Annotated in this window: 14 protein-coding genes; 5 read left to right on the top strand and 9 right to left on the bottom strand. The window is 56.7% G+C overall.

Going from position 1 to position 21760, the window contains the following annotated elements; all coding sequences use genetic code 11:
* Positions 1 to 211: 211 nt before the first annotated feature.
* Positions 212 to 703, top strand: coding sequence for a hypothetical protein (locus tag JUJ53_RS19005; RefSeq protein WP_204153617.1), 492 nt, complete (start codon positions 212 to 214; stop codon positions 701 to 703).
* Positions 704 to 862: 159 nt separating this feature from the next.
* On the opposite strand, the gene JUJ53_RS19000 is transcribed toward JUJ53_RS19005, so the two are convergent.
* Entirely contained in the window at positions 863 to 2905 is a 2043-nt protein-coding gene (locus tag JUJ53_RS19000; RefSeq protein ID WP_204153616.1) for an AarF/ABC1/UbiB kinase family protein, read from the bottom strand.
* A gap of 463 nt (positions 2906 to 3368) precedes the next feature.
* Between JUJ53_RS19000 and recN the strand changes: the two genes are divergently transcribed.
* Both recN and JUJ53_RS18990 read left to right on the top strand, forming a co-directional pair.
* Entirely contained in the window at positions 3369 to 5285 is a 1917-nt protein-coding gene (gene recN, locus JUJ53_RS18995; RefSeq protein ID WP_204153615.1) for a DNA repair protein RecN, read from the top strand.
* A 109-nt stretch (positions 5286 to 5394) separates the two neighbouring features.
* Entirely contained in the window at positions 5395 to 5817 is a 423-nt protein-coding gene (locus JUJ53_RS18990; protein WP_204153614.1) for a pentapeptide repeat-containing protein, read from the top strand.
* 16 nt (positions 5818 to 5833) lie between these two features.
* Here JUJ53_RS18990 and JUJ53_RS18985 read toward each other — a convergent pair whose 3' ends face one another.
* Positions 5834 to 7723, bottom strand: coding sequence for a two-component system sensor histidine kinase NblS (locus JUJ53_RS18985; RefSeq protein WP_204153670.1), 1890 nt, complete (start codon positions 7721 to 7723; stop codon positions 5834 to 5836).
* 313 nt (positions 7724 to 8036) lie between these two features.
* A complete protein-coding gene (purD, locus tag JUJ53_RS18980; protein ID WP_204153613.1) occupies positions 8037 to 9314 on the bottom strand; it encodes a phosphoribosylamine--glycine ligase in 1278 nt (425 codons plus the stop codon).
* Between the two features lie 451 nt (positions 9315 to 9765).
* Between purD and JUJ53_RS18975 the strand changes: the two genes are divergently transcribed.
* Positions 9766 to 11127 (top strand): hypothetical protein, encoded by a 1362-nt coding sequence (locus tag JUJ53_RS18975; protein ID WP_204153612.1) that lies wholly within the window; start codon positions 9766 to 9768, stop codon positions 11125 to 11127.
* Positions 11128 to 11194: 67 nt separating this feature from the next.
* On the opposite strand, the gene JUJ53_RS18970 is transcribed toward JUJ53_RS18975, so the two are convergent.
* The 5 genes from JUJ53_RS18970 to JUJ53_RS18950 all read right to left on the bottom strand — a co-directional run bounded on the left by JUJ53_RS18970 (position 11195) and on the right by JUJ53_RS18950 (position 16543).
* Complete coding sequence (locus tag JUJ53_RS18970) at positions 11195 to 11914, bottom strand: ABC transporter ATP-binding protein (protein WP_204153611.1); 720 nt, start codon at positions 11912 to 11914, stop codon at positions 11195 to 11197.
* A gap of 169 nt (positions 11915 to 12083) precedes the next feature.
* Positions 12084 to 13304: an ABC transporter permease gene (locus JUJ53_RS18965; protein ID WP_204153610.1), complete on the bottom strand. Its 1221-nt coding sequence runs from the start codon at positions 13302 to 13304 to the stop codon at positions 12084 to 12086.
* 5 nt (positions 13305 to 13309) lie between these two features.
* Positions 13310 to 14662 (bottom strand): efflux RND transporter periplasmic adaptor subunit, encoded by a 1353-nt coding sequence (locus tag JUJ53_RS18960; protein ID WP_204153609.1) that lies wholly within the window; start codon positions 14660 to 14662, stop codon positions 13310 to 13312.
* A 359-nt stretch (positions 14663 to 15021) separates the two neighbouring features.
* Entirely contained in the window at positions 15022 to 15825 is an 804-nt protein-coding gene (locus tag JUJ53_RS18955; protein ID WP_204153608.1) for a hypothetical protein, read from the bottom strand.
* Between the two features lie 157 nt (positions 15826 to 15982).
* Complete coding sequence (locus tag JUJ53_RS18950; protein ID WP_204153607.1) at positions 15983 to 16543, bottom strand: hypothetical protein; 561 nt, start codon at positions 16541 to 16543, stop codon at positions 15983 to 15985.
* 413 nt (positions 16544 to 16956) lie between these two features.
* Between JUJ53_RS18950 and larB the strand changes: the two genes are divergently transcribed.
* A complete protein-coding gene (gene larB / locus JUJ53_RS18945) occupies positions 16957 to 17730 on the top strand; it encodes a nickel pincer cofactor biosynthesis protein LarB (protein WP_204153606.1) in 774 nt (257 codons plus the stop codon).
* Positions 17731 to 17970: 240 nt separating this feature from the next.
* On the opposite strand, the gene JUJ53_RS18940 is transcribed toward larB, so the two are convergent.
* On the bottom strand, positions 17971 to 21309 hold the full coding sequence (locus JUJ53_RS18940; protein ID WP_204153605.1) for a DEAD/DEAH box helicase: 3339 nt from the start codon (positions 21307 to 21309) through the stop codon (positions 17971 to 17973).
* Positions 21310 to 21760: the final 451 nt, after the last annotated feature.

Genomic DNA, 21760 nt, shown 5'->3' with positions numbered 1-21760 from the left:
CGGAAGCCTAAACCTTCCGCTGTCTCTGTCGAGTTGCTTAGCCGAAACAGAGATGCATCCTGTCAAACGGGATGAATAGCCGTAAGATGAACATCAAGATCTGAACATCACAATCTGTATCTGTAGTGAAGCTGCCCACAGCACATGCCCGGCCTAATCCTAGGAAGATACACTGTCCTTCGGTAGCCGATTAGTCGTTGTTAAAACCAAAATGCGACACCTAGCCCAGGTTCAACAAGACGAGATCACCGAGCACGCCATGTTGCGCCTGTTGGCAGTGCAAAAAACTGAGTATACCTGGGTGGTTTTGCCCAATCCCACGGAGATTGTCCTGGATAAAACGCTTGCCGACCTAGGCTATGCTCCCCAAAGCCTAGTCATGGTCGATTTATCAGACACCCAAGACATTCAGCATCTAGAAGATGCCCTACCTTGGGTGCTGCAGATGATCAGTGAGTATCTCACCAAGGGACTCAGCCCCACCAGCTTGCAAGAAGAGGCTGAGCGGGCTGAGCAATGGCGGCAGTCGCTAACCTTGCGGGATCAGGAACTGGGTCGTCGCACCCTGGAGCTGGAGGCCCGGCGCGACCAGATTCAAGAACTAGAGAAAAATCTTCAGGAAAACAAAGACAAGCTAGAGGGGAGCAGCCCTCAGGCCAAGGTGATCCCCAAGGATTCACCAGCCTCCGACGAGTCGGCCTAGTATCGCAAGACAGAAGAACGAAGATAGAAGAACGAAGACAGAAAACCGCAAAGGAATCCAGGACACATAGGGTTTTCCGCCTAGGCGGGGTACTTATGCCAGAGTACGAGTCGGCCCAGTCAGCCTTCGTTAGCTAGAGATCCGACTCGTTAGAGAGGCTTACCGACGATGGGCAGCGGGCAGCGATCGCTGTTTGGCATAGGGCTGGGGCGATCGCAGCGGCGTAGACTCCTCAGACTCCTGCATCAGTTCGCGAATGAGACGGGCAAGCGATCGCTGGGTGAGTTCTGTAGCAATCTGCTGACCCATGTGATGCAGTTCTGGTTTGACAACCAGCTTGCTCGCCATCGATGCCAGCGTCATAGGATCAAAGCCTGGGGTCTCCTTGAGCAGGTTGAGGATGCGACCTAGGGGCTCTAGGTTGCTTTGGACTGGCGCAGCATCCGCAGCATTTGCCCCCAAGGGTAGACCCGTGCGCGCCTGCAGCCAATGGGTGGCTCGGTAAACAGCATTGCGTCCAGCCGCATCTAGAGCGTTGACAATTTCAGCCGAGATGCGATCGCGAATGAAGGTGCCGCGATCGGAGAACAGAAACGTCACCGTTTGATCCAACACCTGGTTGAGATCATAGTCTTGGCTATCCTGGGCATTGCGCAGCAGGTTTTCCAGGCGGTTCCAGCGAAAATCGCCATCTTTGAACAGCAGATCCTGGAGCGAGGCTCGCAGCTCAGGGGATTGATCCGTGAGCAACCGTCTAGCCACGTAGGGGTAGGCCTTGCTGAGCACCTTGAAATTCGGGTCAATATTAATGGCGATCCCCTCTAGGGTCACCAAAGAACGGATAATCAGCGCGTAGTAGGCCGGCACTCGGAAGGGATATTCATACATCAACCCAGAAAGCTGATCGGTGATGCTCTTAAAGTTCATCTCCGCCACACTGGCGCTGAGAGCATCGTTGAACACATTGGCAAAGGCAGGAATAATCGGCGTTAGATCCGTATCTTCCGACAGAAATTCTAGCTTAATGTAGTCTTGCCCCAACCCTTCAAAGTCTCGGTTCACCAAATGCACCACCGCCTCAATCAGGCCGTAGCGCTGGTAGGGCTTCACCTCGCTCATCATGCCAAAGTCGAGGTAGGCCAGCTTGCCTTCGGGGGTGGCAAAAAGATTACCCGGATGGGGATCGGCATGGAAAAAGCCATGCTCCAGCAACTGCCGCAACGAGCACTGCACCCCCACTTCCACCAAATAGGCCGCGTCAATCCCCTGGGATTTTAGCTCGGCAATCTGGGTGAGTTTGGTGCCGTTAATCCATTCCATGGTCAGCACCCGCCGCTGGGTGTAGGGCCAATAGATTTTCGGGACGTAAATGTCCTGGATGTGGCCATAGAGGGAGGCGAAGCGCTCGGCATTATGCCCTTCTTGGGTGTAGTCCATCTCTTCAAAGATGCGCGCCCCAAACTCGTCCATGATGCCGACGAGATCACTGCGCACCGCCTTCACCATACGGGTCGTCAAGGCAGCTAGTTGGCGCAGGATATATAGATCTAGGGTAATACGCTGGGCCAAGCCAGGACGCTGCACCTTGACGGCCACCTGCTCCCCGGTTTTCAGCCGAGCCTTGTAAACCTGACCCAAGGACGCCGCCGCCACGGGATGATCGGAAAATTCTGCATAGATCTGCTCAGGGCGATCGCCCAATTCTTCCTCAATGAAGCGAAACGCGATTTCATTGGGAAAGGGTGGCAGTTGATCCTGCAATTGGGTCAATTCTTCTAGGTAAGACGGCGGCACCAAGTCAGGCCGGGTAGACAGCGCTTGCCCGACCTTGATATAGGCGGGGCCCAACTGGGTGAGCAAGATACGCAGTTGCTTAGCCCGGTTTGCCTGCCCAGCTTTAACCCGCCCTGTCCAGCGATCCCACCAAACCCCCAAACCAAAGGACAAAAACGGCAAAATAATGGCCACAATGCGCCGAAACACCATCACAGGCCGACCCCGATAATAGTTGGCGATCGCCTCTGGGTTGTAGCGAATGGCTTCATCGAGCGAATCGGACGCAATCACATCCGCTAATTCTGGGGGCAGCGTTCCCCTCGATGGGCGGCGATCGCGTGGTGGATCCACAACGGGCTGACTTTCAACCGTCACCGTTTGCAGTGTGGGCTCTGGATGATGGGAAGGAGAGGGAACGGTCTGCATAAGTGAAGATCCAAATTTGGGTCAACCGACTGGGCCGTGCTGGTGCGGCGGTGTATGGGGTTAGCTGAGGCATTCAGACTGAGCGCACAGGTGTCCCACAACCCAAAACCACTGAATGACCGCGACGTTGGGTGCATGAATGCCCACGTAAAGCATTGTAACAACTAACCTTAGATCAGCGGGATGGCCCGCAGGGTAGAGATCCATGGCGGGCAGGCTCACGATCCTCGGCAGGGAACGCGATCGCCGCGCCATGGATCCGGATGCTGCTTGTTGGCCTAGAACTTGGCCTAGAACTTGCTTGTAGTACCCAAGTACTAAGGTGTAGAGTTAAACTAGACTGTAGTCGCTCAAGCGTGATCCCGTAGCTCATCCTCAAGGTGCGATCGCCCTTCGTCCCAGTTCCTCCCAAGCCAGGAGGCGATCGCCGTCAACGCCTTACTAATCTGCTGAACCGGAGCCTATGCTGACCTCTCTTCAAGTAGAAAATTTCGCCCTTGTCGATTCCCTCGCCCTCGACTTTGCCGCCGGGCTGAACGTGCTGACCGGGGAAACCGGAGCCGGGAAATCGATCATCCTCGATGCCCTCGATGCGGCCCTCGGGGGCAAAATGACCAGTCGCGTCATTCGCTCGGGGTCAGAACGGGCGCTGGTGGAAGCCACCTTTGACCTCAACCCCGCGCTCATTAGCTGGCTCGATCAGCAAGAGATCGACCTGCTCGACGAACTCTCCCTCGTCTGTAGCCGAGAGCTAACCGCCGGACGCAGCGGCGTGCGCAGCCGATCGCGGGTGAATGGAGTGGTGATGAATAAGCAGCAGATGCAGTCTCTGCGAGAGCATTTGCTAGAAATCACCGCCCAAGGGCAAACGATCCAGCTCAGCCAGGCCAACCTGCAGCGGGAATGGCTGGATGGCTTTGGGGGCAATGAGCTATTGCAGCAAAAACGGGTGGTGGCAGACCATTACCAGGCCGCCCAAACGGCGCTGAAAGCCTTGGAAAAGCGTCGCCAGTTTGAACAGCAGCGCTTGCAACAGCTCGATCTTTTTGAGTATCAGGCTAAGGAACTGGCCGAGGCCAATCTCAACGATCCCCAAGAATTGGAACAGCTCCAGCAAGAACAGCAGCGGCTGAATCACTGCGTTGAGCTCCAGCAGCAAAGCTATCAGGTCTATCAAGCTCTCTACGATCAAGAAGAAGGCGATGCCTGTTCCGACTTGCTCGGCAAGGCAGAGTCGATCTTGTCTGACATGGTGCAGTACGACGACCAGATCCAGCCTATCCTCGACATGGTCACCAGCGCCCTGGCCCAAGTGGAAGAAGCTGGGCGGCAGATGAATGCCTATGGAGACGTGCTGGAAGCCGATCCCGATCGCCTTCAGGAGGTAGAATGCCGAATTGCAGACCTCAAGCAAATTTGCCGTAAGTATGGCCCAACCCTGCCCGACGCGATCGCCTATAGCGAACAGGTGCAGGCGGATCTAGAATCCTTGAGCGATGGTGGGCAATCTCTGGACGCCCTAGAGGAAGCCTATCAGGAGCAGCAGAACGCCCTCATCCAAACCTGTCGCGACCTCACCCGCCTCAGGCAAGCGGCCGCTCAGCAGTTGGAGGCAGGGCTACTGGAGGAACTGAAGCCTTTGGCGATGGAGAAGGTACAGTTTCGCGTTGACCTTGCGCCGATCACGCCCTCGGTGCATGGCAGCGATCGCATTACCTTCTTGCTCAGCCCTAACCCAGGAGAACCGCTACAGCCCCTAGCAGAGATCGCCTCAGGTGGAGAAATGAGCCGGTTTCTCCTAGCCCTCAAGGTCTGCCTCTCCCAGGTGGATGCGGTGGGCACCATGGTGTTTGACGAAATTGATGCAGGGGTATCGGGACGGGTTGCCCAAGCGATCGCCGACAAGCTCCACCAGCTCAGCCGCCACCGCCAGGTGCTCTGCGTCACCCACCAACCGATTATTGCTGCCCAGGCCGATTTACACCTGCGGGTGAACAAAGAAGTGGTCAATCCAGGAGCTGCCGCTTCGCCCAAGCCATCGGGTAAGGGCAAGCCGTCTAACGCCACTCCCGAGGGAGACGATGCGGTGCGTACCGTGGTGCGAGTGGTGGCCCTAGATGAACAGCAGCGCCTAGAAGAACTGGCCCAGCTCGCTGGCGGCAAAACCGATCACCACGCCATCACCTTTGCTGGCTCGTTGCGATCGCAGGTGAACCCCGAGGGCACTGGCGCTGAGCCTTCACCATCGTCACCACCGGACACTGAGGCATCTACTTCAACCGAGGCTCCGCCCAAAGCAGCCAGCAGTCGGAAGAAAGCCAGTGCCAAATCCACCGGCAAGACAGCTAAAGCAGCGTCGAAGTCCCGCCCTGCCTCCTAACCCCTCAGCGTCGCCGTCCACCGTCTAGGACTTGTCTAGAGATGCTCAAGGTCAACCAGGGCAGGGCTAGGCTAGGATTGGGGCAAACCCATCTGCAGGAGACATAACCATGCGTCAGCCTATCCTCAAATCCTTAGCAGGAGCGATCGCCTTGGGAAGTGCTCTGTTAGCGATCGCCACTCCAGCGATCGCCCAGAATGCCGACCACCTTGATCAACTCCGCAGAACTGGACGCTGCTCGTCCTGTGATCTATCTGGAGCAGACCTCAGCGGTCTCGATTTATCCCATGCCTACCTGGCGGGCGCATTCCTGATTGGAGCCGATTTGTCGAATGCCAATCTGCGTAGCGCCAACCTAGAGCGCGCTATTCTCAATGGTGCTAACCTCAGCGGTGCCGACTTCACCTTCGCAGACCTAACCGACGCCAGCCTCAACGGCGCTCGCATCGAGATCCCTGCCATCTTCACCGGAGCGACCCTCGATCGCATGGTGATGCCCAGTGGTCAGGTACGCGGCAGTTCATCTCCCTGAACCCACACCGGCAACCCTAGGAAGAAGCGGTTTGCACCGATGGGCTAGAGGCGACCTCCAACGACGACACGTCGGTTGGGGAAACCACGAGATCGAACCAAAATGTCGTCCCCACGCCTACTTCGCTGACGAGATGCATCAGGGTATGGTGTTTTTCCATAATATTACGGACAATCGATAGCCCTAAGCCCGTGCCCTCTAGGGTATGCACCCGGTTTTCTACCCGAAAGAAGCGATCGAAGATCGCCTGCTGATCTTCTGGATCAATGCCAATGCCCGTATCAGATACCTCGACCCGCACGTAGGCATTGCTCTCATAGTCTTCATTCACCGGCAGGGGATAGGCACGAATAGCAACCTTGCCACCACTTTCGGTGAACTTAAGGGCGTTACCTACCAAATTCGCAAAGACCTGCAGCAGTAAATCATAGTTACCAACGACCGATGGAATATTAGGGTCAATATCCTGCAGTAGCTCAATTCCCTTGTCTCTAGCATTCAACTGATAGGTGCGCAGGGTCTGCTCAATAGGCTGGGCAATTTCAACAGCTTCAAACCGATAGCGCTTGTTTGACTCTAGGCGAGACAGATCCAGCACATCGTTGACCAATCGCGTGAGGCGATCGGTTTCGCGGTTGGCCGTATCTAGAAATTCCCGGCGCTCCACGTCGCTTAGGTCTTCGCCATACTCATGCAGCGTTTCAATAAACGACTTGATGTTAAACAAGGGGGTGCGCAGTTCATGGGAGACATTGCTGATGAACTGGCTCTTAGCCTCATTCAGCTCCACCTCACGGGTGATATCTTGCACGGTGATAGCAATGCCCTTCAAATGCTCCCGCGATTGATCGAGCACGGTGGTCAGCAAGATGCGTACGGTGCGATCGCCCGCTTCGGGAATATGGATGCGGTATTCTGTGGCTTCGCGATCGCCCGAGGTTTCTGAGAAATCACCAGAGGCAATCTGGTAGAGCGGCTTGGTTAGCTGTGCCTTCACAGACAGCGGCAGATGCTGCAGAGCAGGCTTGGACAACACATCCTGACCATCCCAGCAAAAAATGCGCCGCGCCGTTGGATTCACCAACATAATCCGCATATGGTCATCCAGCAGCACCGCCCCATCCGCAATGGTAGACATGAGGGTCTCCAGCTTGGCTTTCTCCGCCGTCAGCTCCTCAATATTCTGCTCTTCATAGCTGCCGAGGCGTTCAGCCATCTCATTGAAATTGAGGATGAGTTCCCCTAACTCACCGCCTAGGGGTAAATCAATACGCTGATGGAAATTACCAGCGGAAATATTTTTGACCCCCACCAACAGTTCCTTAATCGGCTTGGTAATCGTGAGAGCGTTGAACACCGCACCCAAAATCACCATCACCCAGATCGACACAAAGACGGCAATGGTGACATCCCGCGTCAGGTGGGATGAGGTGACCACCGTAGGGTTGGGATTAATGCCGATCGCTAAAACGCCTAAATACGTCCCTTCGTGTTCTAAAGGCACAAACACGTCGGTCACTTCGCCATCGGGGGTAAGATGCTGCCGCACCATGGGCGCGTTGCGGTTCTCCGCGTAGTTCTCAGGGAGCTGCATGCGTCGCTGGATCGTCAGCGAGTTCTTCACCTCCGACTCTGAGAAAGGAATGCCAAAGAAGATATCACCATCCTCATCGGCATAGAGCATGTAGCGGATGCTGGTGGTGCTGCTGTAGAAACGATGGGAAAAGCGCGCCAGCTCCGTGCGGTTGCTGTCACTCACCAAGGGAGCCGCATTCGCTGCCAAGAGCAGCCCCAAGTCTCGCCCAAAGCGCGTGTCATTGAGACGGGCATCTTGCTGAATGCTGTTGACGGCCCAAAACGTGAGACCACTCATCAGCAAAGAGACCACAAGCGTAGCGGCGGCCATCAGCCGCGTTTGCAGCGTGAATTCTGACCACCACCGGGCGATAATTTCTCGAAGCTGACCAAATAGCTCAAACAAGGCAGTGTAAGAAAATAGGACTAATCGTCAAGCCGCACCGTCACGCCAGAGTACTCTTCATCGGTACTTGGTTCTCTGGCGCATCTAGCCTATGCCACGAAACACCTCAATCATATCAAGTTCAGCCGCCTCCAGCCCAGACCGATCAATGGTCTCGATCATCTAAGCCAACCTGAAACGACTGGAATAGACTCGGGGGATGGCTCCCCCTTGCGGTCTGCATAGGTCACGAGCTGGTCTAATGAGCCTGCATTTGATGACCGATATCTCGCCGAGCATAGAGCCCATCAAACTGAATGCAGTCTAGAGCAGCGTAGGTCTGAGCGATCGCTGCCTGGAAGGTATCGCCCATGGCCGTCACCCCCAACACCCGACCGCCGTCGGTGACCGGCACACCCTTCTGCTGCCGAGTGCCCGCATGGAAGACGATCGCCCCCGAGTCTTCCGCCGCCGCTAGCCCGGTAATTTCGTGGCCCTTGGTAAATTTATCGGGATAGCCCCCGGATGCAGCCACAACGCAGGTAGCCACCCCCGGTGTCCAGGTAAAGGGCGGCAGTTGGGCGAGGCGTTGCTCAACGCAGGCCAGCAACACTTGGTCGAGGGGTGTTTCCAGCAAGGGCAAAATCACCTGGGTTTCGGGATCCCCGAAGCGACAGTTAAATTCAATCACCCAGGGATCGCCCCCAGGGGTAATCATCAGGCCGGCATAGAGCACCCCCCGATAGTCGATACCGCGCTGGCGCAGAGCAGCGATCGCTGGCTCCAAAATATCGCGCTGGATGCGATCGAGCAGCGCATCGGTGACCACGGGGGCCGGAGCATAGGCTCCCATGCCGCCGGTGTTGGGGCCCGTGTCGCCCTCGCCGATGCGTTTATGATCTTGGGCGGCCAACAGCGGGCGGATAGACAAGCCATCCGTGACCGCCAGCACCGAAGCTTCTTGACCCACCAGACAGTCTTCAATCACCACCTGCTGGCCAGCATCGCCAAACTTACCGCCGAAGATGTCCTTCAGGCTAGCGATCGCCTCCTCCACCGTAGCCGCCACGGTCACCCCTTTGCCCGCCGCCAAGCCATCGGCTTTGATCACAATCGGTGCGCCCTGATCTTTCACATAGGCGATCGCCGGTTCTAGCGACGTAAACACCTGGGAGGCAGCCGTGGGGATACCCGCCTCCACCATTAAGGCCTTTGCCCAGGCCTTACTAGATTCGATTTGGGCACCGGCGCGGTTGGGCCCAAAGACCTTCAGCCCTTCATTTTGCAGATAGTCCGTCATGCCTGCTGCCAAAGGCACCTCGGGGCCAATGACAATCAGACCCACATTATTAACCAGCGATAGCCGAGCAATGCCTTCGAAGTCTAAGCTGGACATTGCAATGTTGCGACAGCCATCGAGTTGGGCGGTTCCTCCATTGCCTGGCACGCAGAAGACCTCCTGCACCTTCTCAGATTGCAGAAGCTTCCATGCGAGGGCATGTTCGCGCCCCCCATTACCAACCACTAATGCTTTCACGCCCAGATCACCTCGGTGAATAGAAATGTATTACGTATGAGAGCCAAGCGTCGAATATCAATATAAAAACAACTAGGCATCAAGTGTTAGTGAATTTAAAGGGTAGTTCTGTAGGATTGTAAGAATTGATTCGACAATACGTCTAGTCTCTACCGTGAAATTGCTTCCATATCTTAACCTGTGATGCTCCCCATGATGGCGCTCAGATCCCTGACTGAGGTGATGCAGGCAGCGATCGCTCTCGCGTAGGTGAGTTCACTGACATCAGGGCTCCGCCCCTAGGATTTGGGCGGATCGATCCATCGGTGGGCTGAAGGGACTAAAGGCCACCATCAGCTTGGTTTTGGTATGGGGTAGACATTTATGTGATGATGGCGAGAGGAACTGGAGCGTCTACCCCAGAGTCCTGAGTCTTGAGAATACGTCCCATGGGCAGACTGGAGTGGCAGTGATGGCGCGATCGCTTATTCAGACGCGGCACAATTTAATACAGCACAATTCAGGACGGAGAGGCTGGTCTTGGGCAGGGATAGCCCTTGCAGGCCTGCTGGCGATCGCGCCTCCAGCCATCGCCCAGCCGCCACCTTTCTTGCTGGATCCGATCACCGATCAGGATGAAGAGCCCCTGGTAGATGAAGCGGTGGTCGAGGGCGATCGCTCTCTCTCACCAGAGGAGGCTCTGGAGCTAGAGGCGGCTCTGGATGACCTGCGTCAAGAAGGTCTGGTCTTGGATCAACAGGGGCAGCGGGATGCCGCCTATGAGATTTGGGTGCGAGAGCTACGGTTGCGGCAGTTTCTCGGCTATCGAGCCGAAATTGAGGCTCTCAACTGGCTGGGTCAACGAGCGTTTCAGGATGATCGAACCGAGGAACTGCGGGCGGTAGGCGATCGCTTAGCGCTGATTGAAGCGATGGCGCTGGAGGAGCTGGAGGTGGATCTGGATCTCTGGATCACCATTGCCCAAACCTACGAAACGGTGCGCAAGAAAGACGAAGCGATCGCGGCCTATATCCGTGTACTCGACTACAGCCGCCAGCAGCGAGATCCGGCGCTGGAACAAAGTACGTTGCAAACCTTGGGGCAGCTTTATCTCAACTGGTTTGACTATGGTGATGCCGCTGCGACCTATCAAGAATTGGCGCAGATCCTGCAACGCCAGGGCGATCGCGCTCAAGAAGCCCAGGCGCTTGAAAATCTGGCCTATGCCTACGAGCAGGATCAGCAATATCTACAAGCGATCGCCACCCAAGAACGCTTGATAGAACTCTATACCGCCGATGTGCTGGAACGCACGTCTCCCGAGCAGATCAACCAGGTGCAGGTGATGCCCGTGCCGCGATTGAAGATTGCGATCGCCAATAACTACCAGGCTCTAGGGCGCTACGACCGCGCCGCGATCAACTACCAAGCCGCCCTCACCGCCGCCCAGCTCAGCCAGCAGTTTGGCTATGCCAGCGATGCCCTACGCCAGTTGGCCGAACTCTACAAAACCATTGAGCGCTTTGATGATGCTGTGGTGGCCTACCGTCGCTTGGTGGACGTGGAGCAACAGTCCTACAGCGTCTATGGCATGATGCGGGCCTACGACGAAATCGGTCGCATCCATCGCGATCGCGGCCAGATTCCCCAATCCTTAGCAGCCTTTGAGCAAGCCCTGCGCTTGGCTCAGCAATTGGGTTTTCGAGAGGCCTATTTTGAACGGCAGCTTTTGTCCGTCCGTCCACCCCTGCGTCCTGTGCGGGTACCCGAGGTAGCGCCAGAGGTGCTAGAAGTGCTCGGCGGTTCAGACGCAGAGGAGGCAGAGAACCCTTAAGCCGTGAACGTTGTTTGACCCATATCCTCCGACCCCTTTCCCTAGCGATCGCTAGGGAAGCTGGCCCTTAAGCAGTGAACGCCATTTGGCCAATATCCTCCGGAGCCAAGTGGTCATGCACAACTTCACCATCCCGGAACCACACCACCCGCCGCGTCAGCCGGGCCACCTCGGCCTCGTGGGTGACCATGACCACGGTGATGCCGCTGGCGTTGAGTTCGGCAAAAATCTCCATCACGTCTTGGGTGGTGTGGGAATCCAGCGCACCAGTGGGTTCATCCGCCAACAGCAGCACCGGCTGATTGACAATGGCGCGGGCGATCGCCACCCGCTGCTGCTGCCCCCCCGAAAGCTGAGCTGGCTTATTGGATAGGCGATTGTCCAAACCCACCCGCGTTAGAGCCGTCGTGGCGCGATCGCGGCGTTCCGCAAAGGGCACGCCCGCATAGACCATGGGCAGCATGACGTTTTCCAAGGCTGTCAACTGGGGCAGGAGATGAAATTGCTGAAAGACAAAGCCGATCTTTTGGTTACGGATGTGGGCCAGGGCGCGATCGTCGAGGAGGGACACATCCACCCCATCGAGACAGTAGCGACCCGCCGTAGGGCGATCGAGACAGCCAATCACGTTCATGGCCGTGGATTTTCCCGAGCCCGACGGCCCCATAATGGCGCAATACTCACCGGACTGAACCGTGAGCGATACATCCGACAGGGCGCGCACTTCTAGATTACCCGTGCCGTAGACTTTGGAAATATGGTCAAACTGAATAATGGGTTGGGTCATGGGAGGCTCCACCAGACGCGATCGCGAGATAGGGGACTAGTACTCTGAGGCGTAAGTAACCCGCCTATGGACTGAGGCGGGAAACCTTGTGTGTCCTGGATCTTTTTCGTTTTTCTGTCTTCGTTCTTCTGTCTTCGTTCTTCTGTCTTCGTTCTTCTGTCTTGCAGTACTAGGCACTGCGCAGGGCCACAATGGGGTCGAGCTGGGCTGCCTGCCGCGCCGGCACCACCCCAAAGAACAGGCCAATGCTCCCCGACACCACCACTGAAATCACAATGGCGCTCACGGAGATACCTGGCTGAAACGGCGTCACCACCCCCAGGAGCGCGGCTCCACCCACCCCAATACCGGTGCCAATAATACCGCCGGCCGCTGATAGGATCACGGCTTCAATCATGAACTGCACCAAAATGTCGTTCCCCGAAGCACCGATCGCTTTCCGTAAACCAATTTCCTGGGTACGTTCCCGCACCGATACCAGCATGATGTTCATAATGCCGATACCGCCCACTAGGAGGGAAATACCAGCGATCGCCGCTAGCATGGCGGTCAGTGCGCCGGTGATCGTGCCGGTAAACTCCAGCAGGTCTTTTTGGCTGCGCACCACAAAATCATCCGCGCCGGTAATTTTATGGCGCAGGCGCAGCAGGTTGGCAATTTGGAACTCAGCCGCCCCCATGTTGTCCTGTTGATCCACCGCCGCCACAATATAGGTGAGCTCGACGCCAAAGGGCGAGGTCTGCCCCACCAAGCGCCGGGATAGCGTCAGCAAGGGTACCAGCACCGCTTCGTCATAGTTCAAACCGCCTAGCCCAGCTCCCTTTTCCTCTAAAACACCAATCACCTGAAAGCTAACGTTTTTCACGCGGATTTGCTGCCCCACGGGTTCCGTTCCCTGAAAGAGGCGATCGGCTAGCTCATAGCCCAGCACCGCCACCTGGGTACTGCGCTGCATATCTAGATCGGTGAAAAAGCGCCCTCGCCCCACGATGAAGTTGCGCACGAGGGGAAAGCCCGGGGTGGTGCCGACAATGGTGGAATTGGTAGACCGATTGCGGTAGACCACCGGGCCGCTGTCGTTAAACTCCGGCGCAACCCCCACCACCGAAGGCACCTGCTCAGCGATCGCCTCTGCGTCGGACAGCACCAGGGTCTTGGGAAGATTAAACGTTGCCCGTTGGGTTTCTTGGTTACCCGGCACCACAAACAGCACGTTGGGGCCCAAGCTCTCAATTTCCTCTGACACAAATTTTTGCGCCCCTTCACCAATGCCCACCATGGCAATCACGGAGGCATTGCCGATGATGATGCCTAGCATCGTGAGGGTACTGCGCAGCTTGTTAGCTGTGAGGGTTTTGACCGCCATTCCCAAGCTTTCACGCAAGTCCATGGATTCTACTCCTCCTCACTAACATCACCAAAGTTGAGATTTTCTAACCGCTGTCCGGGCGGTAGATCGACAAACACGCGATCGCCGCTCTCCAGACCGCTGAGAATTTGAGTCTGGTTGCCCACGGCCGGGCCCAGGGTCACTCGGCGGAAGCGAATCCGGTTTTGGTCATCCGGCACCAAAACTCCGGTATCGCCCTGCTGGGTGACGATCGCCACGGTTGGCACCACGAGCGCTTGGTCTACCGTCTCGCCAATAAATTCCACATCCACATTCATCTGCGATCGCAGCCGATCTTGCCCTTCTAGCAGCTCAATGCGCACCTGAAACGAGGTGACGTTTTGCTCAATCACCGCCTCCGGAGCCACCAGCCGCACCCGTCCCTCAAACACCTCCTCAGGATAGGCATCCGCCATCACCTCCACCCGCTGCCCGAGCTGGATCTGGGCAATATCTACCTCTGGCACTTCGGCTAAGATTTCTAAGCCTTCAGCGATCGCCACAATCGCCGATGAGGTGGCCGACGAAGCCGTCGATGCCGAGGTTGTGGGGGCGACAAACGCCCCTTCCGACGCATAGCGCTGGGTAATGATGCCGTTAAACGGAGCCCGAATGAAGGTATCCTCATAGCGAACGCTGGCCGCTTGAAGGCTAGCCTCCGCCTCCGCCACCTGGGCCCGAGCTGCATCAATACTTTCTACGCGGCTACCGCTCTGCTGCTGGCGTAGATTTTCCTGGGCTTCCCGCAAACTAGCCTGCTGGCGTTCTAGAGTCGCGCGGGCAGCATTCACCGTGTTGGTCGCTTCATCCAAGCCATCTTGGGCGATCGCTCCCTGATCGTAGAGAAATTGCTGGCGCTCCACCCGCTCGGTCGCCAAGACCACCTGCGACTCTGCTTCAACCACCAGGGCCTGGGCCTGCTCCACCCGGGCCTGGGCCTGGGCAATCTCCTCCGGTCGGTTACCGGTCTCCAACTCCTGCAGGCGCGACTGGGCCTGGGCGACCTGGGCCTCAGCCTGGGCCACGTTGGCCGCCGCCGTATCATTTTTCATCAGAGCAATCACCTGTCCACGGGTGACGCGATCGCCCTGTTCAACGTAGAGTTCATCCAAAATATCGGAGGTCGCAGGGCTAATATTCACCGTGCGAAAGGGCTGCACTGTCCCGCTAGCTCGAATACGAAGCGCCACACTACTGGTTTCAACGGGAACTGTCAACGCATTGAGCTGCTCAGCCGACGGAGAGGATTGGCGTGTAGTCACGAGCACGACGGCACCAACTCCCAATAGCCCTACTGCGGCTAAACCAATCACCCAAGGCATCGATCCGCGGGCTTTGCCGGGAAAAGGACGTTGCATAACGTAAAGGGATCCAAGGAAAACACGATCAACATCAACAGCACTGCCCTACGGGTTAGACCATTGCTGAGTTCTGCTTCTATGGTATCGATCCTTCCAGCCATCTGTGAGGACAGGGACATCGCTACCTCGACGCTTACCTTTACGCTAGCGCTGATTCCGCCGTTTGTCGTCCTCCATGTGTAGTCATCCCATCGGGCGATCGCGGTCACAGGATCCCAGGGAGCATCCATGCCCCGCCCTAGGGTTGAGACTCCATCCAAGCAAAACGACTCCCTACGAAACAAGAGAGCCGTGATTGAGGTATGGACGTTAAGCGGCCAACGGGAGTAGCTGAGACCTAGACAAGCGATCGCCGACTAGATCGAAGAATCCAGGGGTACGGCCGGGAGAACGTTGTTAGCAGATGCTGTGGTGGTTTCAGACGGCACATCGCCTTCCCCTACAGCGCGGGTAATTTCTACGCCATTTTGCTCTAGGATCACCAGGGGCTCACCGCCGGGCACAAATTCAATGCGCTTCACCAAAACCTGACCGTTCGACAAGAGTTGACCTTCGCGAACATAGCGACTGTGGGGTTCATTCGGCGCTGCCACAATCGCGTGAACCGTGGTGCCAATTTGTACCACACCAGTAACTACCACAGCCCGAGCTAAGTCCGTGGGCGGCGGCGGCGGTGGGCCGGCCGGCTGCTGCGGCACCAGCTCGGGAATAGGCGCTAGGCCACCAGGAGTAAGAGGCGGAGAGGCACCGTTGCCACTTGGGTCACTAGGTGCTAGTTGTGGTGGTGTTGATGGCTGGTTTTCGTCCTCTCCGGTGGAAATAATGCGCGGCGTGGCGGGAATCAGCGCGAAAGGGTTATCCCGTTCCTGAGTAATCTGCCGAATACGTTCATCGGCATTCGTGGAAGCAATCAAGTCTGCATCAGCAGGGGGCGGCGGTGGCACAGCTGCACCTTCAACCACAGGCTCTTCAAAACCTTCGGCTGACTCATCGCCCAACTCATCGCCTGGAGGAAGCTCCCCTTCAACCGGCTCATCCGGAATCGGTACAGCTTCAAACTCTTCACTCACCGTCTCATCCTCGCCACCCGAGAAGAACTGGCAGCCGCCCACCAGCACCGTTAGGCTTCCAATCAACACTAGCTTCCACACTTGACGCATACCCAGTCCCCCGTGTCACACATCTCTAACAATCAATACTTCAACGATGATGCGATCTGCCTGCTTGACGTCTTCTATAAGACGACCGAATTGTATGCGGTTCTCGCCAATTCGGCAAACTGGGAGCGATCGCCGGCTAGTTGCTGTTCACCTACGTTTAGTCTAGCGAGAATGGAAAACTTGCGGTTAGGCTTTGGTCGCTGACCGTGCCCGTCAGGGTTTGGGTTTCCCCACGGGTCAACAGCGTCACCTCAAAGGGAATCTCCGCCGACCCACCAGCGCAGCGGGTAAAGAGATTGACTCGAATGCTGTAGCTGCCCGTGGGCGCTTGGGACACAGGCCAAAAGATATTTTCGATGGGCTGGGTGGTTGTGCCGCTACAGGCTGCGTTAGCATCGACATCCAGTTGCCCTCCTGAGGGTACCTGACGGTTGTAGTAAGCAACAATGTTCCCACTTGGATCGGTGACTTCTAGATCGAGGTCATCACTGGTCGCCCAACGAAGGGTGACTTGAATATCGCCCGTTCCCAACCCTTCGGGTGTGCTTTCCTGCACCACAAACGACGGCGTAGGACAAATTTCGGAGAGGTCTTGCAAGACACCTCGCGGGTTGACCATATAACACCCCTGCCGCTCTTGGGAGATAGCAGCATGGCTGCCGAAAATAGGCAGCACCACGGCAGATACCACCACTACGGTCTGTAAGAGCTTGGACATAGTGACATAATCCCTTCAGTAGCCAGCAAAGAATAGCACAGACAACCCAAATCAGAGGCGATTCCCCAAGGACAACAGGCACGGGGTAGATCGAGGCTCGGTGGAGCACCTCGACAGGGCAGAGGGTAGCGCGAAGTATTGATGGATATCGATAGGCCGATTAGGCCGCTTACTATAGAACAGCATCGTCCATCGACAACCCCATTTTTAAGATGCCCGATTTCCTGATGTTTGTTATCAACGGCGATCGATATAGGGTTTGGCATCGTGGCGGGGCGATCGCTGAAGAGCCCGTCTCGTTGAACCATCATCCACGGCCCTCCTAAGGGTGAATTTGGCTGACGAGTCTGGGCCAAATCCTTCATAATTCTTTAGCCAGCGTTAGTCAACGATCAAGTGGAAGCGATCGCCCTATGCAACCGGATATTTTGCGTCAATTACTCGCTGCTGTGGCCCAAGGCACAGTGCCACCCGATGTCGCCTTTGAGCGGCTCTGGGATGATTTTGAACCGGTGGAGGAGTTCGCCAAGCTCGACCATCAGCGATCGCTGCGTACAGGCTTTCCGGAGGTGATCTGGGGGCCAGGCAAAACACCGGAGCAGATCGTGAAGATCATGCAGACAATGCGATTGGTGCAGCCGGTGGTGATGGCGACTCGCATTGAGCCAGAGGTTTACCACCAGATTCAGGCCCACATTCCCGATGCTGTCTACTACAAGCAGCCAAGAATTGTAGCGATCGCCCCCGATAACCTCATACCCTACCAACCGGGCACCATGACGCTACTGTCAGCAGGCACGGCGGATCTAGCGGTGGCGGAGGAAGCGGCGGTGACGGCAGAGCTGTGCGGCTTTCGGGTGGAGCGCCTCTGGGACGTGGGCGTAGCGGGCATTCAGCGGCTGTTGCAGCATCAGGAGCTGGTGCGGGAGGCGGATGTGTTGATTGTGGTGGCGGGCATGGAGGGAGCGCTGCCCAGTGTGGTGGCGGGGCTAACCAGCTGTCCGGTGATCGCCGTGCCCACCAGCATCGGTTATGGGGCTAATTTTGGCGGGCTGGCTCCCCTGCTAACCATGCTCAATTCCTGCGCGGCGGGCATTGGGGTGGTGAATATTGATAACGGGTTTGGGGCCGCTATTCTCGCAGGGCAAATTTTGCGGACAGCAGCCCGGATGAGCGATCGCCCCTAGTCCACCGAGATACCGTAGTTGTAGTAGCGCGTCCAGACTAAATGACAATATCGTTCCTACGCTGAGCATAGGAATGCTCCCAGCAGCGCTCCTGCGCCCAGACCTTATCGCTCCTAGACTCAGCGTGGGAACGCTCCAAGGGTCGCTCCTGCTCCCAGACCTAGTCGCAGAAGCGACCAAGATAGGTGTCAGCGCTCCCGCGTTGACACCATAGAATTTCAGTCGTTGTAGTAGCAGCTATCAATCCTCGTCGTCTTCGATCACGGCGCTGCGATCGAGGAGGAGCAGGTTGCGCAATTGGGCCGTATCAAAGTCCGTCAGCCAATTTTCGCCCGTACCCACCAGTTGTTCAGACAGGGCTTTCTTACTTTCAATAATTTCGTGAATGCGCTCCTCCAAAGTACCCGTACAAACGAACTTATGCACCTGCACATTACGGGTTTGTCCGATACGAAAGACGCGATCGGTCGCTTGGTTTTCCACCGCCGGATTCCACCAGCGATCGAAGTGGAAGACGTGATTGGCGCGGGTCAGGTTTAAGCCCACTCCACCAGCTTTCAGAGACAGGATAAATAATCGAGGAGCTTGAGGATCGTGTTGGAAGCGATCGACCATGGCTTCCCGCTGTTTTTTGGAGGTGTTGCCGTAGAGGAACAGCACCTCTTGCTGAAACTGGTGCTCTAGATAAGTCTTAAGCAGCTTACCCCATTCAGCAAACTGGGTAAAAATCAAGGCGCGATCGCCCTCGTCCATTAGTTCATCTAACATAGCCTGGAGGCGCTGGAGCTTACCCGACTGCTGGGCAGAGAGCAGCGGCACTTTCTTACTCTTACTGCCCAAGAGCTGCGGATGATTACAGACCTGCTTGAGCTTGGTCAACAGAGCAAGGATCATGCCGTGGCGCTGAATGCCTTCCGCTGATTCAATCTCCGCCAAGGCTGAATCCACCAACTGTTGATAGAGGGCCGCTTGGTCGGGAGCCAGGCCACAGAAGACGTTATTTTCCTGCTTATCCGGCAAATCTTGAATGATCGTGCGATCGGTCTTCAGGCGACGCAGAATAAAGGGCTGGACAAGCGATCGCAAGGTTTTCAACGATGCCGTATCGCCGTAGCGTTCGATGGGAATCACAAAGCGGCGCTGGAAGAAGTTGCGCGGGCCCAGATAACCAGGGTTGAGGAAATCCATAATCGACCACAGCTCTAGCAGACGATTTTCCACGGGGGTGCCGGTGAGGGCAATGCGGAACTGGGTTTCTAATTCCCGTAGCGCCTGAGATTGCTTTGCTTGAGGGTTTTTAATATTCTGAGCTTCATCCAAGACAATCCCCCGCCAAGAGACCCGCTTCAGGGTTTTCAGATCGCGGTATACCAGAGGATAGCTGGTCATCACTAGATCAACGGCTTCAGCAGCGGTGACAAACTCAGCCCGTTGCGATCGCTTCTCCCCATGCTGCACCAACACCTTGAGACTGGGCGCAAAGCGTTTCACCTCCCGTTCCCAGTTGCCCAACACCGAGGTGGGACAGACCAGCAGGGTGGGAGCCGTCAGGGCTCCCTGTTCCTTGAGATGCAGCAACAGGGCGATGAGCTGAATGGTTTTTCCTAGACCCATATCATCAGCCAGGCAGGCCCCCAAGCCCCACTGTTCCAAAAAGTCGAGCCAGGATGCACCGCGCTGCTGGTAAGGGCGTAGGGTGCCTTGGAAGCTGGCGGGGGTGGGCAGGGGTTCGATGCTTTGGTTGCCGGTGGTGAGGGTGGTTAGCAGTTTTTCCAAGGCTCCGGAGGTCTCAAAGTTGACCACCGGCAGCTTATCGATCATCTGCGTGTCGCCGGTTTTGATGCGCAGGACGTCTTCTAGGGAGAGCGATCGCTGATCTTTGCGACTTTCAAAAAAGGCTTGGGCCGCGCGAATATCGGGCGATCGCAATTCCACCCATTCGCCGTTAATGTCCACCAGCGGCGTATCCAGTGCCACCAGCCGATCAAACTCTGCCTTGGAAATCCGCTGTCCGCCAATGGACAGTTCCCACTTAAAGTTCAGCAAACTTTGCAGCCCCAAGCGTTTGCGGTTGCCCTTGGGCGGATCGGCCTTGATGCTCAAACCTAGACGATTGGCAAACCCATCTTGCTGAGCCAAACTCGGAGGCAGCACCACCCCCAGCCCATTCTCCCGCAAGCGCCAGGTTTGCACCTTCAGAAAGTCATACACCTGATTGGGATTGAGGTGACAGGCGATCGGCTGCTGGGTTTGCAGACTAGCTTCCAACACCGGATAGAGGCGGGAGGCGAGACCAAGACCGGCTAACAGGGTTTCCTGGGGCAGTTCAATGGTGCGGCCATGGTAGACCCAGCGATCGACGGGATGGGCCCAAACCGTCTGGGCATCCACCAAAAAACTAGGCTCAATCACCGACTGCAGGTAGTAGTCTAGCACCCAAGCCTTTTCATGCTCCGCTGGCACCTTGAGGATAAAACAGGTGCGAAAGGTGGCGGTTTGTTGGGCAAGCTGATGTTGAATGGGGGCAATCCAGGCGGTCAGCAGCGACTGCAGGGAATCGAGACCAGCCGCATCGGTCTGCAGGCCACGAGTCGTCTCCGAGGGCGATCGCTCTTGGCCAACCCCCAAGGCCTGCAGCCATTCTCGCAGGGGCGGATCTTTGGGAAACGGGCTGGTGGGCAGAGGACGGGCGGCGATCGCTTGCTGCACTTGAGTATCGGTGGCGGCTTGCAGAAAGCTGAGGATGCGGGCTCTGGCATCGCTGGGCAGGATCGGCTCGGTCTCGGCATCGTCTGCCTGGGTGGTGACATCCAAGCCATAGAACCGGCAGACCGCAGGCATAACCTCGGCAAAGCGCGCCAGCCGTTCTTGATCGGTGGCGCTGTCGAGCAAGACCTGCCAGGTGGCGATCGCGGTTTGCTCATCCACCCGGCTAAATTCCGGCAAAAACTTGGATCGCGCCAGCAGGTCTAGGTGCCAGCGGGCCACGTGCGACCAAAAGCGCAGATCGCCGCCCATGAAGCCACTGGCTTGGGATTGGATCCCTAGGGGCAGCGATCGCAGCAGGGTGAGCGCCTCATCGGCCGACAGCCACAGGCCGCTAATCTGCCAGGGTTGAAGGGTTAACTCCGAAGCGCTTGGCTCAGCCGCATCCCCAGGCACCGCCACAGAAAAGCGCGGCATCGTTTTGCCATCCTGCTCCAGGGTGGGCAAGCTCACGGGCAGCGATCGCCATCGGGGAGCCCAGGCATCGACCCAGTTGTCCAGGGAGTCTGCCCCATCGCGATTGGAACCTGCCGGCACCGTCGCCAAGGGGAACTGGGGCATAGCCCACTGGATGGAGTGCTCCTGGTGCAACTGCTGCAAAAACTGCATCAGGTCTGCCAACGCCATGCCATAGGGATGGGCGCGATCGCTGCCCACCTCCGCTAGCGCATCCAGCGGCTGCCAGGCCTCACCCCAGACCACAAAGCCAGGCTCAGTCTCCGGAGGTTGATGGTCGGTCGAGGTGCCCTCTGGAGCGTCGAACAACGCCGAATTCTGGGGCAATGCCAGCCAGCTACCGTGTAAGATTGCCATGCGAACCGTAGAACCATAAGTTGACGTGGGAGACGGGATGGCTGATGGTCAACGCAGACCAGCGCCCTGAACCATTCCAGCAAACCAAAACGACCTAAGCGACTACGTCATCAGCAAATCTCGGGAAGCAGGAGCCCGTTGCTCTTAATCCCCCATCCCTTCATGATGTCAAGCATCGCCGGATACGTTTGGCTCATTCTACCAAGATCCGGTGATGGCCACGGAAAATCGATACAACTGGCCAAGGAACGCTGGTGATCCGAGGCTAAGGTTTAGCCTGAACGTGCCGCGTGAAGAGCGATCGCAGCAATTGGCGTTCGGGGCTACTTTAGAGCCATTTAGGGCTTAAAAAACAAGAGAATAGTTAAGCTTAGCGGAAAGCGATCGCAGTTTCAAGATCGATGTTACGATTGCCACAGAAGAACAACAGAACTCAAGAAGAAATAAAGGT

Origin of the sequence: Leptolyngbya sp. CCY15150 (genome assembly GCF_016888135.1) — a bacterium.
In the GTDB taxonomy this organism is placed as follows: Bacteria; Cyanobacteriota; Cyanobacteriia; order RECH01; family RECH01; genus RECH01.
This window is presented reverse-complemented; position numbering and strand designations above follow the sequence as displayed.